Origin of the sequence: Tsuneonella flava, assembly GCF_002870965.1 — a bacterium.
Classification (GTDB): domain Bacteria; phylum Pseudomonadota; class Alphaproteobacteria; order Sphingomonadales; family Sphingomonadaceae; genus Tsuneonella; species Tsuneonella flava.
Window position 1 is genome coordinate 437,011 of sequence record NZ_PHSO01000004.1, and the last position, 25,205, is coordinate 462,215.

At 59.1% G+C, this 25,205-nt stretch carries 27 protein-coding genes; 11 read left to right on the forward strand and 16 right to left on the reverse strand.

The features are described from left to right. Nucleotides 1-542: 542 nt before the first annotated feature. The 3 genes from CV013_RS05690 to CV013_RS05700 all read right to left on the reverse strand — a co-directional run bounded on the left by CV013_RS05690 (nt 543) and on the right by CV013_RS05700 (nt 3,881). Nucleotides 543-1,352, reverse strand: a complete 810-nt coding sequence (locus tag CV013_RS05690; protein WP_408057014.1) for an SDR family oxidoreductase — start codon at nt 1,350-1,352, stop codon at nt 543-545. A gap of 72 nt (nt 1,353-1,424) precedes the next feature. Next, complete coding sequence (locus tag CV013_RS05695; protein ID WP_102154279.1) at nt 1,425-2,564, reverse strand: acyl-CoA dehydrogenase family protein; 1,140 nt, start codon at nt 2,562-2,564, stop codon at nt 1,425-1,427. Nucleotides 2,565-2,696: 132 nt separating this feature from the next. Continuing rightward, a complete protein-coding gene (locus tag CV013_RS05700; protein WP_102154280.1) occupies nt 2,697-3,881 on the reverse strand; it encodes an acyl-CoA dehydrogenase family protein in 1,185 nt (394 codons plus the stop codon). Between the two features lie 226 nt (nt 3,882-4,107). Here CV013_RS05700 and CV013_RS05705 point away from each other — a divergent pair, with 226 nt between their 5' ends. From CV013_RS05705 to CV013_RS05720, 4 genes are all read left to right on the forward strand, one after another. Next, nucleotides 4,108-5,556, forward strand: coding sequence for an MFS transporter (locus CV013_RS05705; RefSeq protein WP_102154281.1), 1,449 nt, complete (start codon nt 4,108-4,110; stop codon nt 5,554-5,556). A gap of 112 nt (nt 5,557-5,668) precedes the next feature. After that, nucleotides 5,669-6,958, forward strand: coding sequence for an acyl-CoA dehydrogenase family protein (locus tag CV013_RS05710; RefSeq protein ID WP_102154282.1), 1,290 nt, complete (start codon nt 5,669-5,671; stop codon nt 6,956-6,958). Then, nucleotides 6,955-8,046 carry a Zn-dependent alcohol dehydrogenase gene (locus CV013_RS05715; protein ID WP_102154283.1) on the forward strand — a complete coding sequence of 364 codons (1,092 nt, stop codon included), beginning with the start codon at nt 6,955-6,957 and terminating at the stop codon, nt 8,044-8,046. The genes CV013_RS05710 and CV013_RS05715 overlap by 4 nt, the downstream gene beginning before the upstream one ends. After that, nucleotides 8,043-9,125 (forward strand): phosphotransferase family protein, encoded by a 1,083-nt coding sequence (locus CV013_RS05720; RefSeq protein ID WP_102154284.1) that lies wholly within the window; start codon nt 8,043-8,045, stop codon nt 9,123-9,125. Before CV013_RS05715 ends, CV013_RS05720 begins: the two co-directional genes overlap by 4 nt. Nucleotides 9,126-9,174: 49 nt before the next feature. On the opposite strand, the gene CV013_RS05725 is transcribed toward CV013_RS05720, so the two are convergent. Continuing rightward, a complete protein-coding gene (locus CV013_RS05725; protein ID WP_223805274.1) occupies nt 9,175-11,601 on the reverse strand; it encodes a S8 family peptidase in 2,427 nt (808 codons plus the stop codon). A 185-nt stretch (nt 11,602-11,786) separates the two neighbouring features. On the opposite strand from CV013_RS05725, the gene dapD reads away from it, so the two are divergent. From dapD to CV013_RS05740, 3 genes are all read left to right on the forward strand, one after another. Next, nucleotides 11,787-12,626 carry a 2,3,4,5-tetrahydropyridine-2,6-dicarboxylate N-succinyltransferase gene (gene dapD, locus CV013_RS05730; RefSeq protein WP_102154286.1) on the forward strand — a complete coding sequence of 280 codons (840 nt, stop codon included), beginning with the start codon at nt 11,787-11,789 and terminating at the stop codon, nt 12,624-12,626. A gap of 90 nt (nt 12,627-12,716) precedes the next feature. Then, the gene (locus CV013_RS05735; RefSeq protein WP_102154287.1) at nt 12,717-12,992 is read left to right on the forward strand and encodes a hypothetical protein; all 276 of its coding nucleotides are present in this window, start codon (nt 12,717-12,719) and stop codon (nt 12,990-12,992) included. Nucleotides 12,993-13,075: 83 nt separating this feature from the next. Next, on the forward strand, nt 13,076-13,258 hold the full coding sequence (locus tag CV013_RS05740; RefSeq protein WP_102154288.1) for a DUF3008 family protein: 183 nt from the start codon (nt 13,076-13,078) through the stop codon (nt 13,256-13,258). Between the two features lie 415 nt (nt 13,259-13,673). On the opposite strand, the gene CV013_RS05745 is transcribed toward CV013_RS05740, so the two are convergent. The 3 genes from CV013_RS05745 to CV013_RS05755 form a co-directional block, all read right to left on the reverse strand. Then, nucleotides 13,674-14,939 (reverse strand): dipeptidase, encoded by a 1,266-nt coding sequence (locus tag CV013_RS05745; protein WP_102154289.1) that lies wholly within the window; start codon nt 14,937-14,939, stop codon nt 13,674-13,676. A gap of 412 nt (nt 14,940-15,351) precedes the next feature. After that, complete coding sequence (locus tag CV013_RS05750) at nt 15,352-15,603, reverse strand: SWIB/MDM2 domain-containing protein (RefSeq protein ID WP_102154290.1); 252 nt, start codon at nt 15,601-15,603, stop codon at nt 15,352-15,354. Between the two features lie 36 nt (nt 15,604-15,639). After that, nucleotides 15,640-16,239, reverse strand: coding sequence for a YbhB/YbcL family Raf kinase inhibitor-like protein (locus tag CV013_RS05755; protein ID WP_102154291.1), 600 nt, complete (start codon nt 16,237-16,239; stop codon nt 15,640-15,642). 402 nt (nt 16,240-16,641) lie between these two features. Here CV013_RS05755 and CV013_RS05760 point away from each other — a divergent pair, with 402 nt between their 5' ends. Continuing rightward, nucleotides 16,642-17,934 (forward strand): S41 family peptidase, encoded by a 1,293-nt coding sequence (locus CV013_RS05760; RefSeq protein WP_223805273.1) that lies wholly within the window; start codon nt 16,642-16,644, stop codon nt 17,932-17,934. Between the two features lie 47 nt (nt 17,935-17,981). Here the strand turns inward: CV013_RS05760 and CV013_RS05765 are convergent, their stop codons facing one another. Beyond that, entirely contained in the window at nt 17,982-18,572 is a 591-nt protein-coding gene (locus CV013_RS05765; RefSeq protein ID WP_102154292.1) for a TetR/AcrR family transcriptional regulator, read from the reverse strand. A 209-nt stretch (nt 18,573-18,781) separates the two neighbouring features. On the opposite strand from CV013_RS05765, the gene CV013_RS05770 reads away from it, so the two are divergent. After that, the gene (locus tag CV013_RS05770; protein ID WP_102154293.1) at nt 18,782-19,660 is read left to right on the forward strand and encodes a metal-dependent hydrolase; all 879 of its coding nucleotides are present in this window, start codon (nt 18,782-18,784) and stop codon (nt 19,658-19,660) included. Nucleotides 19,661-19,733: 73 nt separating this feature from the next. Here the strand turns inward: CV013_RS05770 and CV013_RS05775 are convergent, their stop codons facing one another. The 3 genes from CV013_RS05775 to rplU form a co-directional block, all read right to left on the reverse strand. After that, a complete protein-coding gene (locus CV013_RS05775; protein WP_102154294.1) occupies nt 19,734-20,279 on the reverse strand; it encodes a GNAT family N-acetyltransferase in 546 nt (181 codons plus the stop codon). A 195-nt stretch (nt 20,280-20,474) separates the two neighbouring features. Continuing rightward, nucleotides 20,475-20,744: a 50S ribosomal protein L27 gene (rpmA, locus tag CV013_RS05780; RefSeq protein WP_102154295.1), complete on the reverse strand. Its 270-nt coding sequence runs from the start codon at nt 20,742-20,744 to the stop codon at nt 20,475-20,477. 15 nt (nt 20,745-20,759) lie between these two features. Further along, a complete protein-coding gene (gene rplU, locus CV013_RS05785; protein WP_102154296.1) occupies nt 20,760-21,242 on the reverse strand; it encodes a 50S ribosomal protein L21 in 483 nt (160 codons plus the stop codon). Nucleotides 21,243-21,511: 269 nt separating this feature from the next. Between rplU and CV013_RS05790 the strand changes: the two genes are divergently transcribed. Further along, entirely contained in the window at nt 21,512-21,940 is a 429-nt protein-coding gene (locus CV013_RS05790) for a hypothetical protein (RefSeq protein WP_123639934.1), read from the forward strand. Further along, on the forward strand, nt 21,937-22,626 hold the full coding sequence (locus CV013_RS05795; protein WP_102154298.1) for a Crp/Fnr family transcriptional regulator: 690 nt from the start codon (nt 21,937-21,939) through the stop codon (nt 22,624-22,626). The genes CV013_RS05790 and CV013_RS05795 overlap by 4 nt, the downstream gene beginning before the upstream one ends. 163 nt (nt 22,627-22,789) lie before the next feature. Here CV013_RS05795 and CV013_RS05800 read toward each other — a convergent pair whose 3' ends face one another. From CV013_RS05800 to CV013_RS05820, 5 genes are read right to left on the reverse strand one after another with little or no spacing between them, the layout of a single operon-like run. Then, the gene (locus tag CV013_RS05800) at nt 22,790-23,242 is read right to left on the reverse strand and encodes a molybdenum cofactor biosynthesis protein MoaE (protein WP_102154563.1); all 453 of its coding nucleotides are present in this window, start codon (nt 23,240-23,242) and stop codon (nt 22,790-22,792) included. A 4-nt stretch (nt 23,243-23,246) separates the two neighbouring features. After that, complete coding sequence (locus CV013_RS05805) at nt 23,247-23,489, reverse strand: MoaD/ThiS family protein (RefSeq protein WP_102154299.1); 243 nt, start codon at nt 23,487-23,489, stop codon at nt 23,247-23,249. Between the two features lie 5 nt (nt 23,490-23,494). Then, complete coding sequence (gene moaA, locus CV013_RS05810) at nt 23,495-24,484, reverse strand: GTP 3',8-cyclase MoaA (protein ID WP_102154300.1); 990 nt, start codon at nt 24,482-24,484, stop codon at nt 23,495-23,497. Nucleotides 24,485-24,489: 5 nt separating this feature from the next. After that, the gene (locus tag CV013_RS05815) at nt 24,490-24,831 is read right to left on the reverse strand and encodes a Rossmann fold domain-containing protein (RefSeq protein ID WP_102154301.1); all 342 of its coding nucleotides are present in this window, start codon (nt 24,829-24,831) and stop codon (nt 24,490-24,492) included. After that, entirely contained in the window at nt 24,831-25,202 is a 372-nt protein-coding gene (locus CV013_RS05820) for a dihydroneopterin aldolase (protein WP_102154302.1), read from the reverse strand. Before CV013_RS05820 ends, CV013_RS05815 begins: the two co-directional genes overlap by 1 nt. Between the last annotated feature and the right edge of the window lie 3 nt (nt 25,203-25,205).

The following is a 25,205-nucleotide window of genomic DNA, read 5'->3' on the forward strand; positions in this document are numbered from 1 at the left end:
CGCTGTTGTGCTGGACGGCATAGCATGACGCGTGGAAAGTGCGATGCACGGAATCTGGCGCAGCCGGCGTGCGACATGGACCGTTCGCAAGGCGCTATCGACCCGTTTCCCGCGCCTGCGCCGTGTGGAGTGGTGGCCAGGTCAGACCATGAATTGCTGCGCTGCACCCGCAATGACGAGACAGTGAGTTTTGCACGGTAACGACGAATATATTCTCTACAGCAACAGATAGAGGGCAAGACCGGGTTCCCCGCGCCATCAGCCCCTCGTCATTGCGAGGAACGCAGCGACGCAGCAATCCGGCGGTCAGCCTTTCCTACACGGAAGTCGGCTGACACACTGGCGGGATGGCCCGGCTTGCTGTCCTTCTGAAAACGACCCGTTCGAAAGTCACAGGGCAGCACATACCGGCAAAAAGCAAAGTCCACACCCGCTGTCGGAAAGCAACACGCAACTATCCGTATCGACAGGCAAACCTGCCGAAAGTCACAGTTTTCAAAACTACAGGGAGCGTCACGCGCCCGTGTGGCCTTCGCCGCCGATCAGTGGCCCGACGGATCGACGAAGTTGCCCGCGCCGACATTGGCGTTGACTACGCCGCCATCGATCGGGATCGTGGTGCCGATCACGTAATCGCCCGCCCGGCTGAGCAGGTAGATCGCACCGGCGGCCATGTCCTCGGCCACGCCAACCCGTTTGCACGGGATGCCTTTGGCCACGGTATCCTCGTTGTCGCGCGCGGCGCGGTTCATCGCGCTGGGGAAAGCGCCCGGCCCGATGCCGTTGACCACGATGTTGTCGCGCACCAGCCGCGCCGCCATCCGCTTGGTCAGGTGGATCAGCCCGGCTTTCGACGCCTGATAGGGGTAGGTTTCCCACGGGTTGAGCTTCATCCCGTCTATGCTGGCGATCATCAGCACTTTCGCGGGGCGTTCCGGCGTGGCTGCTGCCTTGAGCAGAGGGTAGAGCTTCTGCGTCAGGAAGAACGGCGTCTTGAGGTTGAGATCGACCGTGCGGTGCCATCCGGCTTCGCTGAAGTTCTCGAACTCTTCGCCCCAGGCCGCGCCCGCATTGTTGACGAGAATGTCGAGCTTGTCTTCACGACTGGCCAGCTCGTCGGCCAGTGCCTTGATCCCGTCCATCCCGCTCAGGTCACCGACCAGACCGATGACCTTGTCGCCCAGTTCGGCGCTGGTTTCGTCAACCTGCTCCTTCTTGCGGGCGACGATGTAAACCCGCGCGCACCCGGCAGCGAGCAGCCCTTCGACGATCATCTTGCCAATGCCGCGGCTGCCCCCGGTGACCAGCGCCACACGGCCATCGAGGCCGAACATCTCGTTGAGGTTCATCATTGTCTCTCTCCAAATCTCGTAATCGCAGGCGCCGCCCGGCCCAGTTCGGGCTGGCGAGCGGGATCGCGGCGATCAGTATCCGCTCATCTCCGCCACGCGCCCGGCGTGGTAGTACACATCGCCCATGAACTCGGCCAGCGCGCGATCGCGCTTCATATAGAGGCCGATGTCGTATTCGTCGGTCATGCCGATGCCGCCATGCATCTGCACCCCTTCCTTGACCGCAAGACCCGCGGCTTTGCCCGCCTTCGCCTTGGCGACGGAGGCCATCAGACTGGCGTTCTCTGCCCCGGCATCGAGCAGTTGCTGTGCCTTGATAACCGCCGCGCGAGCGATCTCGACTTCGGAATAGAGGTGCGCCGCGCGGTGCTGCAGCGCCTGAAACTCACCGATCAGCTTGCCGAACTGCTTGCGCTGTTTCAGGTAATCGACCGTCATGTCCATCGAACCGCGAGCCACGCCCACGCCTTCGGCAGCAGCGCCCACGCGGCCCGCATCGAGCACCCGGTTGAGCACTGCGCGCCCGCCATCGACTTCACCGATCACCGCGTCGCCATCCAGCTCCACGTTCTCGAACGTGATGTGGCTGGCCATCGAACTGTCCACCAGCCGCACCGAGTTGTGGCCCATCCCGGCGGCGTCCCTGGGCACAGCAAACAGCGTGATCCCTTCGGCATCGGTTTCACTGCCCGAAGTTCGCGCGGCGACCACGATCATGTCCGCACTGGCACCCTGAACGACAAAGTCCTTCTTGCCGTTGAGGCGGAAGCCATTGCCCGACTTCTCTGCCTTGCACGCGATGCGGTCGGGGTTGTGCTTCGCCCCTTCGTCGATCGCCACCGCAAACACGCTGTCGCCCGCCAGCAAGCCGGGGAGATAGCGCGCTCTGAGATCGTCACCGCCCTGCCCCAGCGCGGTCGCCGCCATCACAGAGCTGGTGAGGAACGGCGACGGAGTCAGATTGCGGCCAATTTCCTCCAGCACGATGCCCGCCTCGACATGGCCCATACCAAGCCCGCCATCGGCCTCAGGCACCAGAATGCCGGTGAAGCCCATTTCGGCCATCTGTTTCCACAGCGCATGGCCGAAGCCATCCTTGCAGCCCTTGTCGCGCCAGTGGCGCAGTTGTTTGGCGATGGCGCCCTCTTCACCCATGAACTGGGCTGCGGTGTCGGCGAGCATCGCCTGATCGTCGTCATGATACAGCGGCATGTCTTACTCCCTCTCCCCCTTTGGGGAGGGGGCCGGGGATTGGCTCAATCCGTTCCCGGCCCGTGTTGTACTTCGCGCATGGGGCACTGCGGCCCCATCTCCAAGCCTTGGCCCCGAAGGGAAAGGCGGTTGCTAGGCTCCCGGCAGTTCGAGAATTCGCTTGGCGATGACGTTCAGCATCACTTCGCTGGTGCCGCCTTCGATCGAATTGGCCTTGGTCCGCAACCACGCGCGGGGCTTGGCCCCTTCGCTCGATTCGGAGCTGTCCCATTCGAGCGCGGCCGAACCGCCTGCCGCCATGATGAGTTCGTGCCGCCGCTTGTTCAGCTCGGTACCGGCGTACTTCATCATGTTTGGTTGCGCCGGATGCGCCTTGCCAACTTTGACCTCGTCCAGAAACTTCTCGCCCATCGCGGCATAGGCCAGCGCATCGACATCGAACATCGCCAGTTCGGCGCGCAGCACCGGATCGAGCGGCGCCCCTGCGGCGCGGGTCAGTGTGGCGCCGATTGCAGCGGTACGGTCGCCGCCATCGGCACCCGAGATCATCTCGCGTTCGTGGCCCAGCAGGTACTTCGCCACATCCCACCCGCGATTCACTTCGCCCACTTGCGCGGGGATACCGTCGCCATACTGCTTGGGCACTTCCACATCGTCGAAGAACGTCTCGCAGAACGGGCTGTTACCGCTGATCAGCAGGATCGGCTTGGTCGAAACACCGGGCGTTTCCATGTCGAACAGCATGAAGGTGATCCCGCGATACTTGTCGTTCTTGTCGGTGCGAACGAGGCAGAAAATCCAGTCCGCCTTGTCGGCATAACTGGTCCAGATCTTCTGACCGTTGACGATCCAGTGGTCGCCCTTGTCTTCGCCGTAGGTCTGCAGCGAAACGAGGTCCGATCCGCTGCCCGGTTCCGAATAGCCCTGACACCAGCGAATTTCGCCTCGGGCGATTTCGTTCAGGTACTTGAGCTTTTGTTGCTCGGTTCCGAACTGCAACAGCGCCGGGCCAAGCATCCAGATACCGAAGCTGGACAGCGGCGAACGGGCATTGATCCGCGACATCTCCTCGCGCAGCACTTTCGCCTCGGCCGGGGACAGACCTGCGCCGCCATACTCAGTGGGCCATGCAGGCACAGTATAGCCCTTGTCACGGCAGGCTTCGAACCACGCCTTCTGCGCGTCGTTCTTGAAAGTGGCCTTGCGCCCACCCCAGTATACATCGGCATCGTCACGCACGGGTTCGCGCATTTCCGGCGGGCAGTTTGCTTCCAGCCAGGCGCGGGTTTCCGACCGGAACTGGTCGAGATCAGACATCGTTCTCTCCTCGTCTTACCAGCAGACCGTAGGATCGAAACCGGGCGCATCGCAAGGCCTGAATTTGCGCCATACCGCATTTCTCCCTTTGCCGTAGCGTCAAGCGATCAGGCGTTGACGAAACGCGGCAGGCGTCTAACGTACCCGTTATACGAAAGACCCCCGCAGAGGGGCGCAGGAGAGTGATGCCCACCCCCGATTCTATCCAGCAGCGAGTCGCGCTGTCGTGACACCGCAAGCCGAAAAGCTGCCCACTCGCATCGTACTCGCCAACGGGTTCGGTTCGGTCGCATATGGAGTGAAGGACAACGGGTTCTCCACCTTCCTGCTGATCTTCTACAGTCAGGTGGTCGGCCTCGATGCGAAGCTGGTCAGCCTGGCATTGATGTTCGCGCTGATCGCGGATGCCTTTGTCGATCCGCTGATCGGACACCTGTCGGACCGCACCTACACCCGATGGGGGCGGCGCCACCCGTGGCTCTATATCGCGCCCTGGCCACTGGCGCTTGCCTGGATGATGTTATGGTCTCCACCCGACGATCATACGCATATCTTCGCCTATCTGGTGGTCGTGGCCATCCTCGTGCGAACGCTCGTGTCCGCCTGCGAAGTTCCGTCGCAATCGCTGGTGGCCGAACTGACGAGCGATTACGACGAGCGAACGCGTATCACCCGTTATCGCTACCTGTTCGCATGGGCGGGTGGATTGTTCGTGTTCTTCCTTGCCAACACGGTGTTCCTGCGGGCCGATGCCAACCACGAATTCGGTCAGCTCAATCCGCAAGGTTACTGGATGTTCGGCGTTGCCGGTGCGGCGATCATGATCGTTTCCGTCATCGTTTCGGCATTGGGGCAACACAAGCGGATTGCCCATTTGCCAAGTACGCGCCCGGCGCCAAGTTCACCGCTCAATGCGCTGAAGGAAATCGGTGAATCGCTGCGTCATCCGGCCGCACTTATCCTGCTGAGCGCGGCCATGATCGCAATCTCAAGCACACAGATGACGTTGACGATTTCCAACTTCCTCTATCTCTATGTCTGGCAGTTCGACGAGACCTTCTTCGCAATCCTACCCTTCGTACTGCTGGTGACCGTTCTGACGGCTTTCACCACCGTCCAGCCGCTGCATTCCCGGTTCGGAAAGCGCGCGACTGCAGTGGGCGCGGGTATTGTGGCTACACTGGTTTGGGTCACGCCCTATGCGTTGCGGATCGCCGGCGCCTGGCCTGCGGAAGGGACACCGCCCTCCAGCATCCTGCTTCTCGCCTTCATGCTCATATCGAATTCCGCAGCGATCATCGTGATGGTGTCGGCCCAGTCGATGCTGGCCGATGTCGTCGAAGCATCGCAGCAGCAGACCGGCCGGAGAACCGAAGGGGTCTTCGCATCGGGCTGGATGTTCGTGCAGAAATGCGGAACTGCGATCGGTATTGGCGTGACCGGCGTGCTGCTCAACTTCGCCGGACTGGAATCGCATGCTGTTCCGGGTCAGGTTGGGGAACCGGTAATAGATCGCCTGACGATTTCCTATGCCGCGCTGGTGACCGTTGCCGCAGTCGCCTCGTCGATCATATTCAGCCGTTTTCCCATTACGCGCGACGATCACGAAGCCCGCTTGTCGGCATTGGAAGCCGCATCTTCCGTCGATCCCGACGCGGAGGCGGCCCACCCCTGACAATCAATTGCCGAATTTGACGTAACGCCTTGGCGCGCCATTCTGGCTCTGCCACGGTCCTAAATTGAAACCGACTCGCGTCGCGCGAGCCCCGAACAGAGGAATAGCGGATATGGATTTCGACCCCACCGAACGGCAGCAACACTGGCGCGATCGGGTGCGCCACTTCATCGAAAACCATGTCCGCCCGCGTATGGGTGATTACGACCAGCAGGACGCCGAGGGCGAGCGCTGGAAAGTGATCGATGTGATCGAAGAGGAGAAGGCCCGCGCTAAGGCGCAGGGGATCTGGAACCTGTTCATGCCGCCGCAGTGCGGCCGCGCCCACGTCGACGACACCTTCGAATTTGAAGGACCGGGCCTGACCAACCTCGAATATGCACTGTGTGCCGAAGAGATGGGGCGCATCGGTTGGGCCAGCGAGGTCTTCAACTGTTCCGCTCCCGATACCGGGAACATGGAGGTGCTTCACCGCTATGGCACCCGCGAACAGAAGGATGAATGGCTCAAGCCCTTGATGAACGGCGAAATCCGTTCCGCCTTCCTGATGACCGAACCGCAGGTTGCATCGTCCGACGCGACCAACATCGAATGTTCGATCAAGCGTGACGGTGATGAATATGTCATCAACGGGCGCAAGTGGTGGTCATCCGGCGCTGGCGATCCGCGATGCAAGGTCGCCATCGTCATGGGCAAGACCGATTTCGAAGCGAAGCGGCACCAGCAGCAATCGATGGTGCTGATGCCGATGGACGCAGAAGGGGTCGAGATCGTCCGTCACCTGCCGGTGTTCGGCTATGACGATGCGCCACACGGGCACATGGAAATCAAGCTCAACAACGTCCGCGTTCCTGTCAGCAACATGTTGCTGGGCGAAGGGCGCGGGTTCGAAATCGCGCAAGGCCGCCTTGGGCCGGGCCGCATCCACCACTGTATGCGGACGATCGGCGTTGCCGAGGAAGCGCTGGCCAAGATGGCGCGCCGCCTGCAAAGCCGCGAGGCCTTTGGCAAGCCGATCTATCAGCATTCGGTGTGGGAAGAACGCATTGCCCGCGCGCGGATCGATATCGAAATGACCCGCCTGCTGTGCCTGAAGGCAGCCGATATGATGGACAAAGTCGGCAACAAGGCAGCGGCGCAGGAAATCGCCATGATCAAGGTGCAGGCCCCGACGATGGCCCTCAAGATCATCGACGATGCGATTCAGGCGCATGGCGGCGGCGGCGTGTCCGACGACTTCGGACTGGCCAAAGCATACGCCCATCAGCGCACACTGCGACTTGCCGATGGCCCGGACGAAGTTCACGCCCGCGCCATCGCCCGAATGGAATTCGCCCGTCATGCACCCGGCATGGATAAAGACGATTCGTTCAGCTCGGGCGATCTCGGAGTCACGCGATGAAAGCCGCCGTCCTCGTCCAGCCCGGACAGCCGCTGGCGATAGAAGAGCTTTCTATCGCCAAGCCTGGCCCCCACGAAGTGCTGATCCGCACATCGGCTTGTGGCCTGTGCCATTCGGACCTGCACTTCATCGAAGGCACCTACCCTCACCCCCTGCCCGCTGTGCCGGGGCACGAGGCGGCAGGCGTGGTCGAAGCGGTGGGAAGCGAAGTCCGCACAATGAAACCGGGCGATCATGTCGTCTCGTGCCTGTCGGCATTTTGCGGGCATTGCGAGTTCTGCGTAACAGGGCGCATGGCGCTGTGTCTTGGCGGAGACACCCGGCGTGGACCGGGAGAGGCTCCGCGCCTCACCCGCAGCGGATCGGGCGAAGCGGTCAACCAGATGCTCAATCTGTCCGCCTTTGCCGAACAGATGCTGATCCACGAACACGCCTGTGTGCGGATCGACCCGGACATGCCACTCGACCGTGCAGCCGTGATCGGATGCGCTGTCACGACCGGTGCCGGTGCAGTGTTCAACGCCTGCAAGCTGGTGCCAGGTGAAACGGTGGCGGTGATCGGCTGCGGCGGTGTTGGGCTTGCTGCTGTCAACGCTGCCAAGATCGCCGGGGCTGGCCGCGTGATTGCCTGCGATCCGATGCCTGAGAAGCGGAAGCTGGCCGAAGTGCTTGGCGCGACCGATACCGTCGATGCACTTGCCGAAGATGCTGCCGCGCAAGTTGTGGAAATGACCGGTGGCGGTGTCGATCACGCAATCGAAGCTGTCGGGCGGCAAGCCTCTGCCGATCTGGCGGTCAAAGTGCTCCGCCGCGGGGGCACGGCCACAATCCTCGGAATGATGCCGCTTGACTGCAAGGTCGGCCTTGGTGCGATGGATCTGCTCAGCGGGAAGAAACTGCAAGGCGCGATCATGGGTATGAACCGTTTTCCGGTGGACCTGCCGCGTCTGGTGGATTTCTACATGCGTGGCCTGCTCGATCTCGATACGATCATTGCCGAACGCATTCCGCTTAGCGCTGTGAACGAAGGGTTCGAGAAGATGAAGAAGGGCGACAGCGCACGCAGCGTGATCGTGTTCGATCAATGAGCCAGCCACCTGCAATTGACGCAGAAACCGCCTTTACCGGCACGGTAGAGCCGGAAGCTGCCGACCGTCTGGACGAAGCGAAACTGACTGCCTGGATGGAAGCCAATGTCGCCGGGTTTTCAGGCCCGTTGACGCAGGCGAAGTTCAAAGGCGGCCAGTCAAACCCGACCTACAAGCTATCCAGCCCGACCGGTAATTACGTCCTGCGGCGCAAGCCATTCGGCAAACTGCTGCCCAGTGCCCATGCCGTGGATCGCGAATTCCGCGTCCAGTCAGGGTTGCACAAGGTTGGATTTCCCGTCGCACGGCAATACGGGCTGTGTACCGATGACGATGTCGTGGGATCGTGGTTCTATGTCATGGACATGGTCGATGGTCGCACGATCTGGGACGGTGCCATGCCCGGCGCCTCACCCGAAGAGCGCCGCGCAACCTACTTCGCGATGATCGACACGCTGGCCGATTTGCACAAGGTTGATCTGGCCGAGGCCGGGCTCGAAGAATATGGAAAGCCGGGCAATTACTTCGGACGTCAGGTCGATCGCTGGACGAAGCAGTATCGCCTCTCCGAAACCGACGAGTTGCCCGAGATGGAGAAGCTCATCGCGTACCTTCCCGCTACTCTGCCTCCGCAAACGCGGACCAGTGTGGTTCATGGCGATTACCGTATCGACAACATGATCTTCGCTCCCGACCGGCCCGAAGTGCTCGCTGTGCTCGATTGGGAGCTATCGACACTGGGCGATCCATTGGCCGATTTCACCTATGTCTGCATGGCGTGGGTCACCGAAAACGAAGGTCGCTCCGGCGTGATAGATCTGGATCGCGCTGCACTCGGCATCCCGGAGCTGGACGAAATAGTCGAACGGTATTGTGCGGCGACAGATCGCAACGATGTGCCCGACATGAATTGGTATTTTGCCTACAACTTCTTCCGGTTGGCGGGCATTCTTCAGGGCATCAAGAAGCGTGTGATCGACGGCACTGCCAGCTCTGCCCATGCCAAGGCTATGTCGGAACGGGTATTGCCACTCGCTCAGTCCGCGTGGAGTTTCGCGCAGAGAGCAGGTGCCAGTTAACCAGTCGGTGCGGGGGCTGTCCATAAGGCCACCCCCTGCCTCCTGTCGCTCAGAAGATCGTGGACCAGCGCACCGCCATACCCGCGTCATCGGCTAAAGCGGCAAAATGGCCAGGGTCTTTGCGGTAGAACAGGCTGGCGCTGGCACTGCCGCCCCATAGTGGGCCGCTCCACGCAATCTCCCCGTCGATCTCACGTCCATAGGGAGACAAAGCCAATGTGCGGCTATCGTAAGACACACCCAAAGTATTGTAATCATACGCAATTGGCAGTCTGAGAGCGAGCCCGCCGCTCTCTACCCGCAAGGGTTGCGATAGACGCAGCCCCACGCGATCCTGCCGGGCAAACACCCCATCCCTTTGAAGATCGAGCGACCATGCACGGCTGACCATCTGCGATCCCGCGACGACCAGCCCGCTCCGGTCCGCCCGCGTCCAGCCCTGTCGCAACGCACCACCTAGCCGCCAGCCTTCGGCGAAGCGCCATCCGGCTCCGGCATCTATGAACAGAGTACGCGCACCGCCACCTCTAAACGCGTCGGCCATATATGCGCCGAGCACCGTCCGGTCCTCTCCTTGCCAGGTCACTGCCAGCGTGGTGTCGATTGCGCCGAACCGACGATCGGCGCCAAACGACAGGCTCTGTGTGCGATAGCGTTCGCGCTGGCGGCTCAGGATATTCGCTGCGTGGCGAACATCTCCGAGCCACGCCTCCCCACTGTCACCACTAGCGGTGAGGCCCCACTCGCCCAACTGATGGCGCACCGCAAACGACATCTCAGTCGAATGAGCGAACCCGCTGTCACCACGCGCATTTCCGGCGATCAGGAATGCAGGCTGTTCCTGCCCCTGCAACTGCGCCACCAAGCCATCGGATGGCTCCTGAAATGCAAAGCCGATCTGCGTATCCGGAGCGATCTGCATAGCAGCCCGCGCAGCCAATATGCGTGCCTGCTGCGCCTCCTCTCGCGTGAGCCGCAACGGTGCAACCCAACCCGCCATAGCGCGAGCACCGCCTGCCACCGAAAAGGCCAGCGAGACCCCTTTGGCCTGCACACCATGGCGGCGGAAACCGCTTTCCAGGGCACCGGTCAATCGTGGGGCGATATGCGCCACCTGCATTCGAGCGCCAAGGTCAACGTTATACGCTCTGCTATATCCATCGAGCACAATGGCACGCAGCGAGGCACCTGCCAGTGCGTCGCCCATCGCGGCCGATGCAATCGCTGTATCATCGCCCAATGGCATCGCGGTCGCCTCACCCGCCATCGCCGTGCGCCCTTGCGGAGCGAACGCCGCCGCAATGTTGAGCGTACCGCGCCCATATGTCGCATCGACACCGGTCGCGCCGAGATCGGTCGCTGAATCGAGCAGGATACGTACCATCTCTGCCCCTGTCAGGTTCGGAAATGCCTGCTTCAGCAGAGCCACGGCACCGGTTATTTGCGGCGCTGAAAAGCTGGTGCCTGCTTCCAATAGGACATATTGCCCACTGGCATCGGTCTGAACGAGGATTTGACCATCCTTGTATTCACAACAGATGCCTTCGCCCAATGCCGTGAGATAATAGGCGGCATCGTTGCCGGCCCGGTTGCTGAAATCAGAAATCCGGCCCTGTTTATCGACCGAACCGGCGATGATGACATTTGCGCCGCCTGCAGCACGCACTCCGCTGGCAAAGCCGTTGGGATTATTGGGATCGATTGTTGGATCGCTACCATCGCCCTCGTTTCCGGCAGATACGATAATGACTACGCCTGCTGCACTGGCATTCCGGATTGCCTGCGTCAGCGTGGCCCCAGGCCCATCGCCACTGCCAAGGCTGAGATTGATCACGGTAGCCCCGGCGGAAACCGCCCGATTGATACCGCTCGCAATCGAGCGATCGCTAAAAGTACAGCCACTTGCCGGATCGTTTGCGTTAGCAGTGGCACAGCTGCCCGGCTCATCGGCGCGATAGGTCAGAATCGTGGAATCGAACGCAATGCCCATCACGCCGGAATTGTTACGCGCTGCCGCCGCCACCAGCGTAACCTGCGTTCCGTGACCATCGACATCCTCTATCGTCCCGTTGCCCGCAACGTCTGCGCTGGCCGGATCGATACGCCCCGCAAATTCCGGACTATCTGTGTCGATCCCGCTATCAACCACAGCCAGTTTAACACCCTTACCCGTCGCCCCCTGCTCCCATGCGGTGATGGCATTGTGGTAATCGGGCCCATCGGACTGGCGATATTCGGCCGTATCGAAATTGGTCGGAGGGGGAGTAGGAGTAGGAGTAGGAGTAGGAGTAGGAGTTGGTGTGGGAGACGGCGTCGGGCTTGGCGGCGGCGCGGGAGCGGGGGTGGAAATAGGCCCACCGCCCGAACCACCGCCACATGCGCTTAGGATCGCCAGAACTCCCAGAGCCACGCCCAATCGCATTCCGCACACGATCTTGCGAGATATATCTCGCTGCGTCCGATTGCGACCCGGCATAGCAACTCCCCTTGTAATCAACTGAGTCGAAAGACTTTACTTGCTCATGCTAAAGAGATGATGAACGCTTGTCTGCGCCTGTTTGAGGTATCGGGCCGTCGTCAGTTGGCTTGCGACTGCGCGAAGCCATCGCTAGCGCAAGCGATGCTACATCCATTTGATCTCGAATATTCAGGAACCACCTCATGTCAGAAGAGCTTGCCGCCACCATCGACGCCGCCTGGGAAAACCGTGAAGAGGTAACCCCCGGCAGCAGAGAAGTTGGCGATGCCGTGGCGGAGGCGCTGGAATTGCTCGACAATGGAGAAGCACGTGTCGCGGAGCCCGATGGTAATGGTGGGTGGACGGTCAATCAGTGGCTCAAAAAGGCAGTTTTGCTTAGTTTCCGTCTCCACGATAACCGGGTGATGGAAGGCGGCAGCGCGGGCAATCCCGCGTTCGACAAAGTGCCCAGCAAGTTTTCCGGTTGGGGCGACAACCGTTTCCGCGAAGCCGGCTTCCGCGTAGTGCCCGGTGCTGTGGTGCGACGCGGCAGCTATATCGCACCGGGCGCAGTTCTGATGCCCAGTTTCGTCAACATCGGTGCCTATGTCGGCGAAGGCGCGATGATCGACACCTGGGCGACCGTCGGATCGTGTGCGCAAATCGGCAGCAACGTACACATTTCGGGCGGTGCCGGAATTGGCGGCGTTCTCGAACCACTGCAGGCCGATCCGGTGATTATCGGCGATGGCGCGTTCATCGGGGCCCGCAGCGAAGTCGCAGAAGGTGTGCGCGTCGGCGAAGGTGCCGTGCTTTCGATGGGCGTCTATCTGGGCGCCTCTACCAAGATCGTCGATCGCGCAACTGGCGAGGTTCATATCGGTCAGGTTCCTCCCTATGCCGTCGTTGTGCCCGGAACGATGCCCGGCAAACCACTGCCCGATGGCACACCTGGCCCGAACCTTTATTGCGCGGTGATCGTAAAAACCGTGGATGCCCAAACCCGTTCCAAAACAGGAATTAACGAGCTGCTGCGAGACTGACTCGCTTTCCCTCCACTGCTTCCGCCGGAACATTCGCCAATCCAAATCGTAAGTTGGCAGATGAATTTTCCGCAATGGGAGCAGTGAGAGATGGAAAAGCACGGCGAACAAGTCATCGAGACGGAAACCGAAGCAAGCGCCGGTTCGAAAGAAGGCGTTGTCCGCTGGATTCTCGGCATCAGCCTGGTTCTTGCCGTCGGTCTTCTGACAATTATTTGGGTTTCTGGAGCGATGACGCAGCCTGTAGCTTCGCAGCCACCAGCAAACACCCAAAATTCAGCCGATAGCGGTGACCAAGAGAATCAGACTAGCTTCAATGGCCTGCTCGAAGTCGAGAAAAACGACGCGGCGTCTCCTGCAAACTAACAGTCTTACGACAGGTGGGCCAACCTCGTCCTTGACTTGACAAAAGGCTGGCTAAAATCAAACCTCTCGTAGGTGAAAGAACGATGAAAGCGAAGTCCAAAGCCCAGCAGGAAGCCGCCGGTGCTGCCCTCTCGGCTAAGCGCGGCAACATCAAAGTATCCGATCTCCAAGGTGCTTCAAAGGAAATGTATGATTCCATGAGCGCGGATGAACTGGAAGATCTTGCAAAAACGAGCCGCAAGAATTTACCAGATAAGAAGAACTAAGCGCCTGTACGTCATGGCGGGAAGCAGCCATCAGACCCGCACAGTCTTGGACAGTAAGAGATTTGCCACACCAAGTGGATGGATATCGTTTCACCCCTCCCACAACAGCATTTGGGATCGCCATTACGGCCTGAATGCCAGAATTTGGTCGTCCCAAACACTGAGTTCTGAGCCATCTTAGGTCGGGATTGAGGCCCAAAGAAACCGGCAGTTCGCCATCTGCCAGGAAATCTTGCAGATGGCTTCCACTTCGCATGATGACTGCACCCGCTTCGACAGCAGATTCAATCGGCACAAGCCGCTTGGCCGTCACCCATTTCTCAAATGTGACTCAGCCCTTGGGAAATTGCTGCAATGAACGATCCCCGTCGGGGCTTGCGTCAAAAGAAGGCAGCCGTGTGCATGCTCCCCGCTTCTAGAACCGGGTCGGGCTTTCGATCGGCGGGTCGCCACGGTGTGCTGCGGAGTATGCCTCTACGGCCTTTAGCACACGCATGATATTGCCGCTGGCTATCTTTTCGAGATCTGCCTTGCTGTATCCCCGGCGCGCCAGTTCGGTAAATAACACCGGATATCCAGCGACATCTTCCATGCCTGCCGGTCCGCTGTCGATCCCGTCATAATCGCCACCCACACCGATATGGTCGATCCCTGCGATTTTGCGAACGTGGTCGATGTGATCCGCCCAATCGCTTGCGCTGGCAACCGGCTGAGGATGTGCGTCCCGCCACGCCTTCATCCCTGCTTCAACCTGTTGAGGCTGCCCCAACCAGAGCGACTTCAGCCGCGCCTCTTCCGCAGACTTATCCGCGCCCCACTGGCGAAGCTTTTCGCTTAGGAAAAAGGGGTAGCCAACAGCCATGACGATCCCACCATTCTGCTTAAGGCGGGTAAGAACCGAATCGGGGACGTTGCGCGCATGGCCGTTCACCGCTCGCGCACCGGAATGGCTGAACATCACCGGGGCTTTGCTGACATCCAGCGCGTCCATCATGGTCGCTTCGCTCACATGGCTAAGATCAACGAGCATACCGATCCGGTTCATTTCGCGCACTATGTCGCGCCCAAAATCGCTCAGCCCATCATGTTGCGGATCGTCTGTCGCACTGTCAGCCCATGGAATGGTCTTCGAATGGGTGAGTGTCATATATCGGGCACCAAGCGCGTACATCTGCCGCAATACGCCGAGGCTGCCGTTGATGGAGTATCCGCCCTCCATCCCAATCAGCGATGCGATTTTGCCTGCTTTTCGCGCAGCCATCACATCGCCTGTAGAATAGGCCATCTGCAACTGCTCGGGATAGCGCGCAACCAGACGTTTGATCGCATCGATCTGTTCGATCGTCGCCTGCACCGGCTGGGCATCCGGCAGATTGGCGCTCACATAGACCGACCAGAACTGTGCCCCGACTTTTCCCTTTGCCAGGCGCGAAAGGTCTGTCTGCATTGCACCGCCTTCCCCTTCGGCAGAAGGCGCTTTTGTGCTGTCGTTAAAGTCGAAATCGTGGATCTCGTTGTGCATCCGGGTCCGCAGTTGCCAGGGCACATCGTTATGTCCATCCCACACCGGCGCTTCAGCGAGGGCTTGCTGTGCGACCTGCTCAGGGGTTTGAGCGGCAGCCTGAGCGGTAATCGCCGTGGTAGCCAGAAGTGTCGCCAAGCCCAATCCGAAGTATCGCATCACAAGTGCTCCCCTGTTGCAGAATGCGTTCAGAGGAAATCTCTATCTGTTGCCGACCGGACTTGCCAGCAAGAACCCCTTCTCTCAGAGTTGCTCTGACATTTTGATGCTGTTTAGCGATAGATCATAGTGATGCCCGAGCAATCACTAAGACCCAAATGTCTGCCCGGAGGAGCGCGCATTACTGTCAATTTGAAACGGTAAGCAGCGGATCAGGCGGGTAATTGAGGTACCCGAAAAGACTGCAGATAGGCGGCAAAAATGCCAGCCTGAATAATCCGATAGACACCAATCGGCGCTATGGTCGTGATCGGATCGATCTAGATCCGACTTGCTTTGTGGGCGGGCGCAACGTCCGGTCTGGCCGTTCGCCCGCCACACAAAGGAGAAAGCACTCTTACGCTACGCGCAATCAGCTCATGTGCTTGGAAACAGCACCAGTCATCTTGAACATAGAAATCTGTGCAGAGCCGGTGACTTTGCCGAGAGTCGCGTCGGGGTTGATCTGACGCTTGTCCTTGCTGTCCTGCAGGTCGTGCTTCTTGATGTATTCCCACACCTTCGAAGTCACCTGAGCGCGAGTCATCGGACCCTTGCCGACAACAGCTTCGAGGTCCGGAGTGAGGTTCACCGGCTTCTGCAGTGCATTGTTCTTACCAGCCATCAGTTGGTCCTTTCATGCTTGGTCGTGATATTATCGCTAGTCGAAATCATCTTCGTCGGTCCAGTCTTCACTTTCGTCTGACCGGGCATAAGTGCCTGAATATATCGCTGCGGCGACGACATGCCCCTCAATCGCAGCAAAAACCTCGTCTTTTCCAGCCCCTGGCATCAGGGTCAAAGGCAGATCAAGCGCAAAAAGCTGGAAGACATAGTCGTGTGCGTCATCCTCACGCGGGGGCTGCGGCAATAGCCATTCGGAATTGCCGACACTGTTTTTGCCAACCCGAGGCGGAACTTCGCCTTCGAGCAATTGCCCTTTCTGTGCAGGCAAGCCCCAGACAAGCCAGTGGACCATCGGCTGCCCGCTACCTGCATCGGGATCTTCAACCACCAAGACCAGTTCGTGGGCACCAGGAGGAGGCGCTGTCCATTCAAGAGGCGGCGCGACCGCATCTTCCTCGTCCGCAGTAAAGCAGGGGTCGAGCTCATCGCCATCGCGGAACGCGGGGCTCGACAACTTGAATCCACCACGCCCGAGCGTGCCCGCATCCGCAAACCGCGCAACGGCCAGTTGCGCGTGCGCCGCCTTAGGCGCGCCAAAGGACGGTCCGAGCCAGCCGGGTACCGCATCTGCCATTACAATCCATCTCCCATTCGCAACAAAGAACACAGTTAGGCGCTTTCACGCACGACTGCGAGGGCGCAAGGCCAAAATCCGCAGTTTTCGACAGGTGTATGGGGCGGTTCGTCGCGCAACAGGCTTTTTGAAGATCCGAAATTGAAACTCCGAAAGCGCCGGTATCTTCTTCACTTGATCAATAGCGGTTAACAGCGCAGTCTAAATTGTAAACTCGCGTTCTGCGGGAGGAAGACTCGGGATAAAGGGGGAAAAGTGGGTATCGTTCGCAATACGCTCGCATTGATTCTGTCAGTTGTGCTGTCTTCCTGTGGTGGAGACGGATCGAATACTAGTGGCGGAACAATTTCTAACGGAAGTTCTGGCGGCAGTTCCGGTGGATCAAATACAAGCGGATGTTCATTGAGCGAACGACAGAACTGGGTAAAATCGCAACTAGACGAATGGTATTTATTCCCCACACTTCTGAACAATAGCGTTACTCCCTCGGCCTACACGAATGTTCAGGATTATATCGATTCTTTGGTGGCGCCCGCTCGCGCGCAGTCCAAGGATCGCTATTTCACTTACATCACCTCAATCGCTGAAGAAAACGCATACTACAATTCGGGCTCAACCGCTGGCCTTGGTGTTCGATTGGCATTGGACAGCTCCAGCAACCGCCTGTTTGTTGTTGAATCCTTTGAAAGTGGTCCTGCCCTGGGCGTTGGGATCGATCGCGGCACCGAAATTCTTGCAATTGGTACGGTTGAAAACGGTCTGCAGACGGTGTCTTCGCTTGTAGCAAGCGGCGGAACACAGGCTCTTTCGGATGCGCTTGGCCCCAATGATCCCGGCGTCAGTCGGATTCTTCAGGTATACACCAACGGGCAGGTTTCAAACGTCACGGTTACCAAAACGAATTATAACATCGACCCGGTCTCGAATCGGTATGGCGCCAAGGTGATCAACGACAATGGAACCAAAGTCGGCTATATAAATTTGCGGACTTTTATCGACAGTGCCGACTCAGACCTTCGGACTGCGATGGACACGTTCAGCAGTCAGGGGATCGACAAGGTTATCGTTGATCTGCGCTATAATGGTGGCGGGCTGGTCGATGTATCGGTGCTGTTTGGCGATCTGCTGGGCAAGGCCAATGTCGGCAAGGTTTTCAGTTATACGACTTACCGCGATTCAAAAAGTTCGAGAAACACCACCACGAACTTTTCTGCACAGTCTCAAGCGATCGCACCCACAAAAATCGCTTTCATCGGAATGCACGGGACGGCTTCGGCCAGCGAACTCCTTACCAATGCATTCATTCCGTATCTGGGCAACAATATGGCGCTGGTCGGAACAAACACATACGGAAAACCAGTGGGCCAGATCGGTCTCGATCGTTCAGCATGCGATGATCGCTTGCGGGTGATGGCCTTCAAGACTGAAAACGCCAACCATCAGGGCGAATATTTCACCGGGCTAGCCACAGTGGTCCCCAACACTTGCGCCGCCGGAGACGACATCTTCCACCAGCTTGGTGATCCATCCGAAGCTGCAACCCGCGCAGCACTCAATTTCCTTTCAGGCCAGAGCTGCACTCCGATTACATCATCGGCCAGCGGAACGCGCACCCAGGCAGCAACACCGCGCAGAACACTGATTACGCCAGCTCGCCCCAGCGCCGCGCAACACGAAACACCAGGACTGTTCTAGGCGACATCACGGCCAGCGGTGCGGATCTTACTGCGCCGCTGGCTGATCTAAGAACGCTCCGCGAGCGAATTGCTCAGCATTTGCTCCGCACGATCGCGAGCTGTATGTTCCGGCAAGCCAAGCGATCGGGCAAGCGCATGCCCCATCAACGCATCGCCTAACGCGAGCAATACCAAGGTAAGCGTATCCTCGTGCAAGGCACGAATATCGTCAGCCGTAGGTGCTGCAAGCGAAGCAATTTCGTCAATAAGTTTATGAATCGTTTCGACTATCGGGTCGAGGGCATCTTCGTTCCCGGTAACCAGCATCCAGCTTGCCAGAGCACCCGCCCCTTCTTTGTCGAATGCGTCGAACGTCAAATCGACAACATCGCGTGGAGTACCGAGGCCCGCACGACTTGCCTTAACAGCCTCTCCAATTGTTTCACATACGGTCTGCGCCAGATGTTGCGCCAGAGCCTTCTGAAGCCCCGATGCCGATCCAAAATGGTGCAGGAGATTTGCGTGGGTTCGACCAATCATTCCGGCAACCGCCTTCAGCGTGACCGCTTGCGGACCGGTTTCAATCAGTAACCGTCTGGCTGCCTCCAGCGCGGCGGTGCGCGATTCTTCAGGGCTCCAGCGTTTACGAGTGGCCACAACGAGGCCCTGACGATGTGTGGTAGATAGTCGGAAACATATTGGAACCTTGCGTAAAGTGAACCGGAACGATGGACAAGTGCGATGCGGCGACAACCGTCTGATACAGGCCACAACTTCCGGACGGTCAGCGTGGACACCTCATCCCCTTATTGACATAAATGTAAATAATTCTATTGACTCCCCTGTTAGCAACAGGAGCCAGTCTCATGAATGCGCCCGCTTCCTTTGGCGATCAACGTACAAAAAACCCCACCCCTGCGGACTTGGAAATCGTTGTCCGCGATCGCCGCTTTGCCCGCTCGGCAGAGCCGCGCCGCTGGTGGTTGAACAATGACCCAATCGCAACGGCCTGGTTTAATGCGCTTTCTGCCACATTCCCGCGCGGCGAAGCGTTCTTCATCGAATCGGTGAAGGCGCATCGTGACGGAGCGAGCGCCAAGCTGGAAGCCGAAATCCGCGCGTTCGTTAAGCAGGAAATCAACCACACCCGCGAACATATTGTATTCAACAAGCTGGCTGAAGCGAGCGGATACGATGTCAGCTTCATTGACAAGCGGGTTGCGGAGATGCTTGCCCTTACGAAAGATCGTCCTGTCATCCTCAATCTCGCCGCGACGATGGCACTGGAACACTTTACGGCCATGCTCGGCCACGAACTGCTCAAAAACCCGGCCCACCTGTTGGGGGCCGATGGCGATCTGGGCGATCTGTGGCGATGGCACGCAGCCGAAGAGATCGAGCATAAAGGCGTCGCTTATGACACCTGGCTCCACGCGACACGCGACTGGAGCCGGTTCCGCCGCTGGCGGGTGAAGTCGATCATGATGTTGATCGTCAGCAAGAATTTTATCCTCAACCGTGTGGAAGATATCGCCGCTTTGCTGGAACAGGATGGGCTGACCGGTTGGAAGTGGAAGACCAGGATCTGGGCGTATCTGCTGGTTAAGCCGGGCTTTCTACGCAAGATTGCCGGACAGTGGCTCGCTTATTTTCTCCCCGGATTCCACCCCTGGAACCACGACGACCGCGCCCTGATTGCGAATGTCGTCGAAGGAGACTTCCCCGACGCGGTCGCCCCGGCCTGACTCGGAACGATAAAGCGCGGTGGAATATTCCCATCAGACTGCTGATCGAGCCAACGTTAGTTATGATAGACGGTCACGCCGCTCGCATTTGCGGCGGACCGTCTTCTTCGCATTCTAACTCCCTTACCAGTTCCACAGCGGGAGCATCTCCGCCGCGTCCAAGAGAACTGTGAGGGCGGACAATGCCGGTCGGACGAAAGCCGACCTTGCGGAGAACCTTGCCCGAGGCCGGGTTGTCAACGAAATGACTCGCAACCAGTCGCCTGTGACCAATCGCATGGGCAATCTCGCACACCGCACGGGCGGCCTCAGTTGCATAACCGTACCCCCACCAGCGACGCCCCAGCCAATAACCGAGGTTCGCCTCTCCATTTAGATTATTGATTCCTATGCAACCGATGGGACGAGCGCCATTGGCATTGGGAATCACAACCAGAAACGATGGAAAGTCAGGATACTGCTTGCGCGAAACAAATGCGCGTGCATCTTCCGGCGCGTATGGCCATGGCGCACGCGTGAGATTCTGGACAACACCCTGATCGGCAATACCTTCGAAGACAGCTTCCCAGTCTTCCGGCCAGGCGGGCCGCAGGAACAACCGCTCGCTGCGATGGAACATCGTTACTCTCCTCGGCTCCACGCGACCGCCGATAAGCGCGCCGCATGACAGTGACGTTGCCGCGAAACAAAATTTCGCGAGATATTCGAGGGAGATACGACAAGAGGGAGACGGGTGGCCCCATCTCCCTCTGAGAGCCGGATACAAATCCGGCTGGGCCATCCCGTGGACGGCCCCTTTATCGGTCCGTCCGGCTTATTCGGCGGCTTGGGCCTGCATATCGACCGACACGTATTTACGGCCAAGCTTGCCCGAATGGAATCGCACGCGACCTTCGACGAGCGCGAAAAGCGTGTGATCCTTGCCCATCCCGACATTGCTGCCCGGATAAAACTTGGTCCCGCGCTGACGCACGATAATGTTACCCGGAATCACTTCCTGGCTACCGAATTTCTTGACTCCGAGGCGACGGCCAACGGAATCGCGACCGTTACGCGACGAGCCGCCTGCTTTTTTATGTGCCATTGTCTCGCGCCTTCCTTACTTGTCTTCGGTCTTCTTGGCGGCCGGCTTCTTGGCCGGAGCCTTCTTCTCAGCAGCGGGCTTTTCAGCAGCTCCAGCCTTTGCAGCAGACTTCTTCGGAGCGTCGGCCTTGGCGGCCGATGCAGCGTCATCAGCCTTCGGAGCGGCTTCCTTCTTGGGAGCAGCCTTCTTATCGGCCTTGCTGTCGCCCACTGCGGTAATACGCAGCAGTGTCATCTGCTGGCGATGACCAGCCTTCCGACGATAATTGTGGCGACGACGCTTCTTGAAGACGACGACCTTCTCGCTCTTCGCCTGGGCAATAATCTCGGCCGAAACGACGACCTTGGCCGCATCGGCCATCTTGTCGCCTTCGCCCGCCAGCAGGACATCGCCCAGCGTAACGGTATCGCCGGCTTCGCCTGCCAGCTTTTCGACTGCGATTTTATCTCCGGCGGCAACCCGGTATTGCTTGCCGCCCGTGCGCACTACTGCGAACATGGTGGTTGTCTCTCAATCTCGTGTGAACCGCCCTCAACTGGGCGGCGCGCCCGATCCGCCACCAGAAGGTAGCTTCTCGGAAAGATGGCTGCCGTTAAGGTAAGAGGGCGGCCAAGTCAACGTGTGGAATGCATAAACCTACGAAGGCTGGCATCGCGCGCTACCCGTGCTATGGCGGCGACGTGAACCGACCGACTATCTTTCTGCCACTTGCGGCCCTCATGATGACTGCAGGCTGCGCCTCCAGCGAAGGCTATCCCTCGCTAGCGATGCGCGATGCGGAGCGAGTGACTGGTACTTTTTCGCCCGTCACCGACAGCGAGAGCACAGATTCGATGCCTGCGCCAGAAATTCCCGGAGATGCAACGCTTTCCGCCCGCATCGACGGGCTTCTGGATGCCGCAAAGGCCGCGCACACCCGTTTCATGGATGCGGCCCCCCGTGCTCAGCGTTTGGCAAGCGCCGCTGGGGGTATCGGCAGCGACAGCTGGGCCAGCGCGCAGGTAGCATTGGCGGATCTCGAATCGCAACGCAGTCAGGCGGCCATCGCTTTATCCACGCTTGATGAAATTCATGTGGAAGGCGTCACCGCAAATGCGCTGCCAGGGATAGTCTCTGAGGCGCGCGACACAGTTATCTCTTTGGTTGGGGAAGAGGATGCACTTCTTTCACAGTTACGGGCAAAGGTGCGCGGATGACACTTGCTTGTGAAACCTGCCCGGTCCGTGATCGTGCCGCATGTTCGGTGTTGGCGGAGGAAGATCGCGCCGAGCTATCGCGAATTGGTACGACCCGTCGCCTTGAACGCGGAGAAAGCCTGTTTTTTGCGGGGGATAGCAGCGATAGTTGTGCGACCTTGGTACGCGGCGCGCTGAAAGTAAGCTCGCTGGATGCCGAAGGGACCGAACGCATTCTCGCGCTCGTCCATCCTGCTGGTTTTGCTGGAGAATTGTTCCAGCCTTTCACCCATCACGACGTAACGGCTTTGACCGACAGCGAACTCTGTGTGTTCGGGCGAAAAGATCTGGAAGCCGCGCTGGACCGATACCCGGAACTCGCCCGTGCATTGCTCCGCCGATCTCAGGAAGATCTGTTTGCTGCCCGTGACTTGCTGGCATTGACGGGCAAGCGTGAAGTCCGCGCCCGGCTCGCAGGCCTCATTCTGGCAATGGCGCGCGCGGCGAGCGATTCGCCATGTCACCCGGCAGAACGATTCGAGCTGCCGCTAAGTCGCGGAGAAATCGCGGCAATGCTTGGCACCACCATCGAGACGATCAGCCGCCGGATGACCGAGCTTGAGCGTGACGAGGTGATCCGCCGCACGGGTACGCGCGGAATCGAATTGGCCGATCCCGCGCGCCTTGCCGATCTGGCTCAGGGGTAAAGGTAGCAAAAACACCCCCGAATCAGCGTGATCCCTGACTGCATAATATTGTTGCAAAGCAATTATTTACCCTGCCTTTCTCTATGAAATCGAACTATTGTGTGACGATAGCTACGTCTGCGCGAGCCATCATTGGCGGACATCAAGATTTATCGCGTGACGGTTACCAGCGCGCGCGATCCTGAAAGTCCTGATCGCGCGGTTCGATCCAGCGCCAGCCTTCAGCGGTGCGCTCCCGTTTCCAGAACCATGCCGCCGACTTCAGATGATCCATCATGAAATCAACTACTTGAAAGGCGGAACGACGATGGGGCGAAGCGGCAGCGACCAGCACGATCGGATCGCCCGGAACCATCAACCCCACCCGGTGCCAGACCAACAGGCCATCGAGCGCCCAACGCGCCAGCGCATCACCCGCCAAATCGACCATGCCCGGCAAAGTAAGTGGTTCATAATGCGTGAGTTCAAGGGCATTCACGCCGTTGTCGGGGCGCACTGAACCTGTAAAACTGACAACCGCCCCGCTCTGTCGGTAAGCACTTTGAAATTGCGCGAGAACTTCGCTTGCTACGAAGTCGCTGGGAAGCAGCCGGACATCCAGCGGAGCATCGATCATCACGTCAGCCACCGCTAACCGGCGGTAATAGTGCGACTTCTTGTCCGTCCAGCGCAAATAGTGCGGTTTTGTCGCGCAAGACATGTCCCTGACAGGCGACGTGGATACGCTCGCCCTGCAATTGCTCCGCCACTGTTTGGGGCACTGCATCCAGCAGTTGCCGCCAGCTCAACGGCGCCGGCAGACTGATCTCCACCGTATCAACAAGGTCGGATAAGGGACCGAGAAACAACACTTTTACCGCCACCTCGCTTACCCCCCGGTGACCGACATATGGCGTGCCTGTGCAGGTGCGTCGCCGCGTTCGGTGATGGCGAAACGGTGGCGCTCTGGCTTGATTCGCATCGCTTCGCAGAGGGCGCTGTCCAGCGCGGCCTGCGGGTTGGGTGAGCGGAGTGCCGTGCGGAGATCGACCCGCTCCCCGCCTCCCAGACAAGGGTAGAGCTGCCCTGTAGCAGTCACCCGTATCCGATTGCAACCATTACAGAAATTATCGGTTAGCGGGGTGATGAAGCCAATCCGCCCACCGGTTTCATGTACATCGAAATAGCGCGCCGGGCCGCCTGTGCGGTAGTCGCTCGGCACCATATTCCATCGCTTATCCAATGCCTTACACACTTCTGTTAGTGGCAGATAGTGATCGACGCGGTCGCCATCGACATCGCCCAGCGGCATGACCTCGATCAGAGTGACATCGTGCCCCTCTGCATGCGCCCATTCGATCAGATTCGGCAGACTATCTTCATTCACACCTTTAAGTGCCACCACATTGATTTTAATCGATAATCCCGCCTCTTTCGCCGCCGTAATTCCCGCCAGCACGTCGGGTAATCGATCGCGGCGAGCCAGCGTGGCGTAGGTTTCGCGGTCGAGGGTATCGAGCGAGACGTTGATCCGCCGGACCCCGGCATTGGCCAGTGCAGAGGCGTATCCGGCCAGTTGGGTGCCATTGGTGGTGACGGTCAACTCGTTGAGATCATTACCTAATTGCCGCCCTAACCGCCCAATCAGGTCGATCACATCGCGCCGCACCAACGGTTCCCCGCCCGTGATGCGGATCTTGCTCACCCCGCGCGCAATAAACCCTTGAGCAAGTTCATATAATTCGTCGATGGTCAGCAGATCGCGGCGCGGCAGGAACTGCATCGCTTCGGGCATACAATACGTGCAGCGCAAGTCGCAGCGGTCGGTCACCGACAGGCGCAGGTAGGAAATCGTGCGCTGGAACCCGTCGACCAGCATTCCGGCTACCCGCCCCCCTCTTCCACAGAAGCGCTATCCACCTGAAAACATTGTCCTGTCACGCCCGGCGCCCGCTCCAGATAGGCCAGCGCAGCGGCAATCGCCGCATCATCGCCACCGATCACCATGTTAACTTGTTTGACACTAAATGCGCGTGCAAGTTCTTGAACTGCCGAGCGAATCCAGCCTTCGTGCGCCAAATCGGCTGCTCTTGTCACTAAAGCCAAAGATGACACATCCGTCTGGAGCGACAGACGGGCTTTAGGCACCCATTCGGCATAAAACACCTGTGCCGCGTCCAGCGCATCGGCAGGCAATGGCCCGATCCGCAGGACGGCCTGCCCCATCAGCGCCGGTCCCGGCTCAGCGTCATGCCGATTTTTTCCCCGGCTTCGGCAATCGCGAGCTTCACGATTTTAACCGTGACCCGCAGTACGCGATCATCGGCCACGAACAGCGTTTCGCAAATGTGGTCGGCCACCGCTTCGATCAGTTTGAAATGGACGCCGGGGGGCAAGGCATCGCTGGCTGCGAATTTCAGGTCCATGTAATTCTTGCTGGCATCGAGCGGCGTGTCGGGCGCGTAATGATGCGCGGGCTTCAGCTCCGCTGTGATCGTGATCCTCAGCGGTTGCGGCTTGCCCGTCTCTTCCGAATAAATTCCGGTGAGCACATCGACTTCGAGGTCGGCAACTTCCAGCGTCAGCGAATCGGCCATATG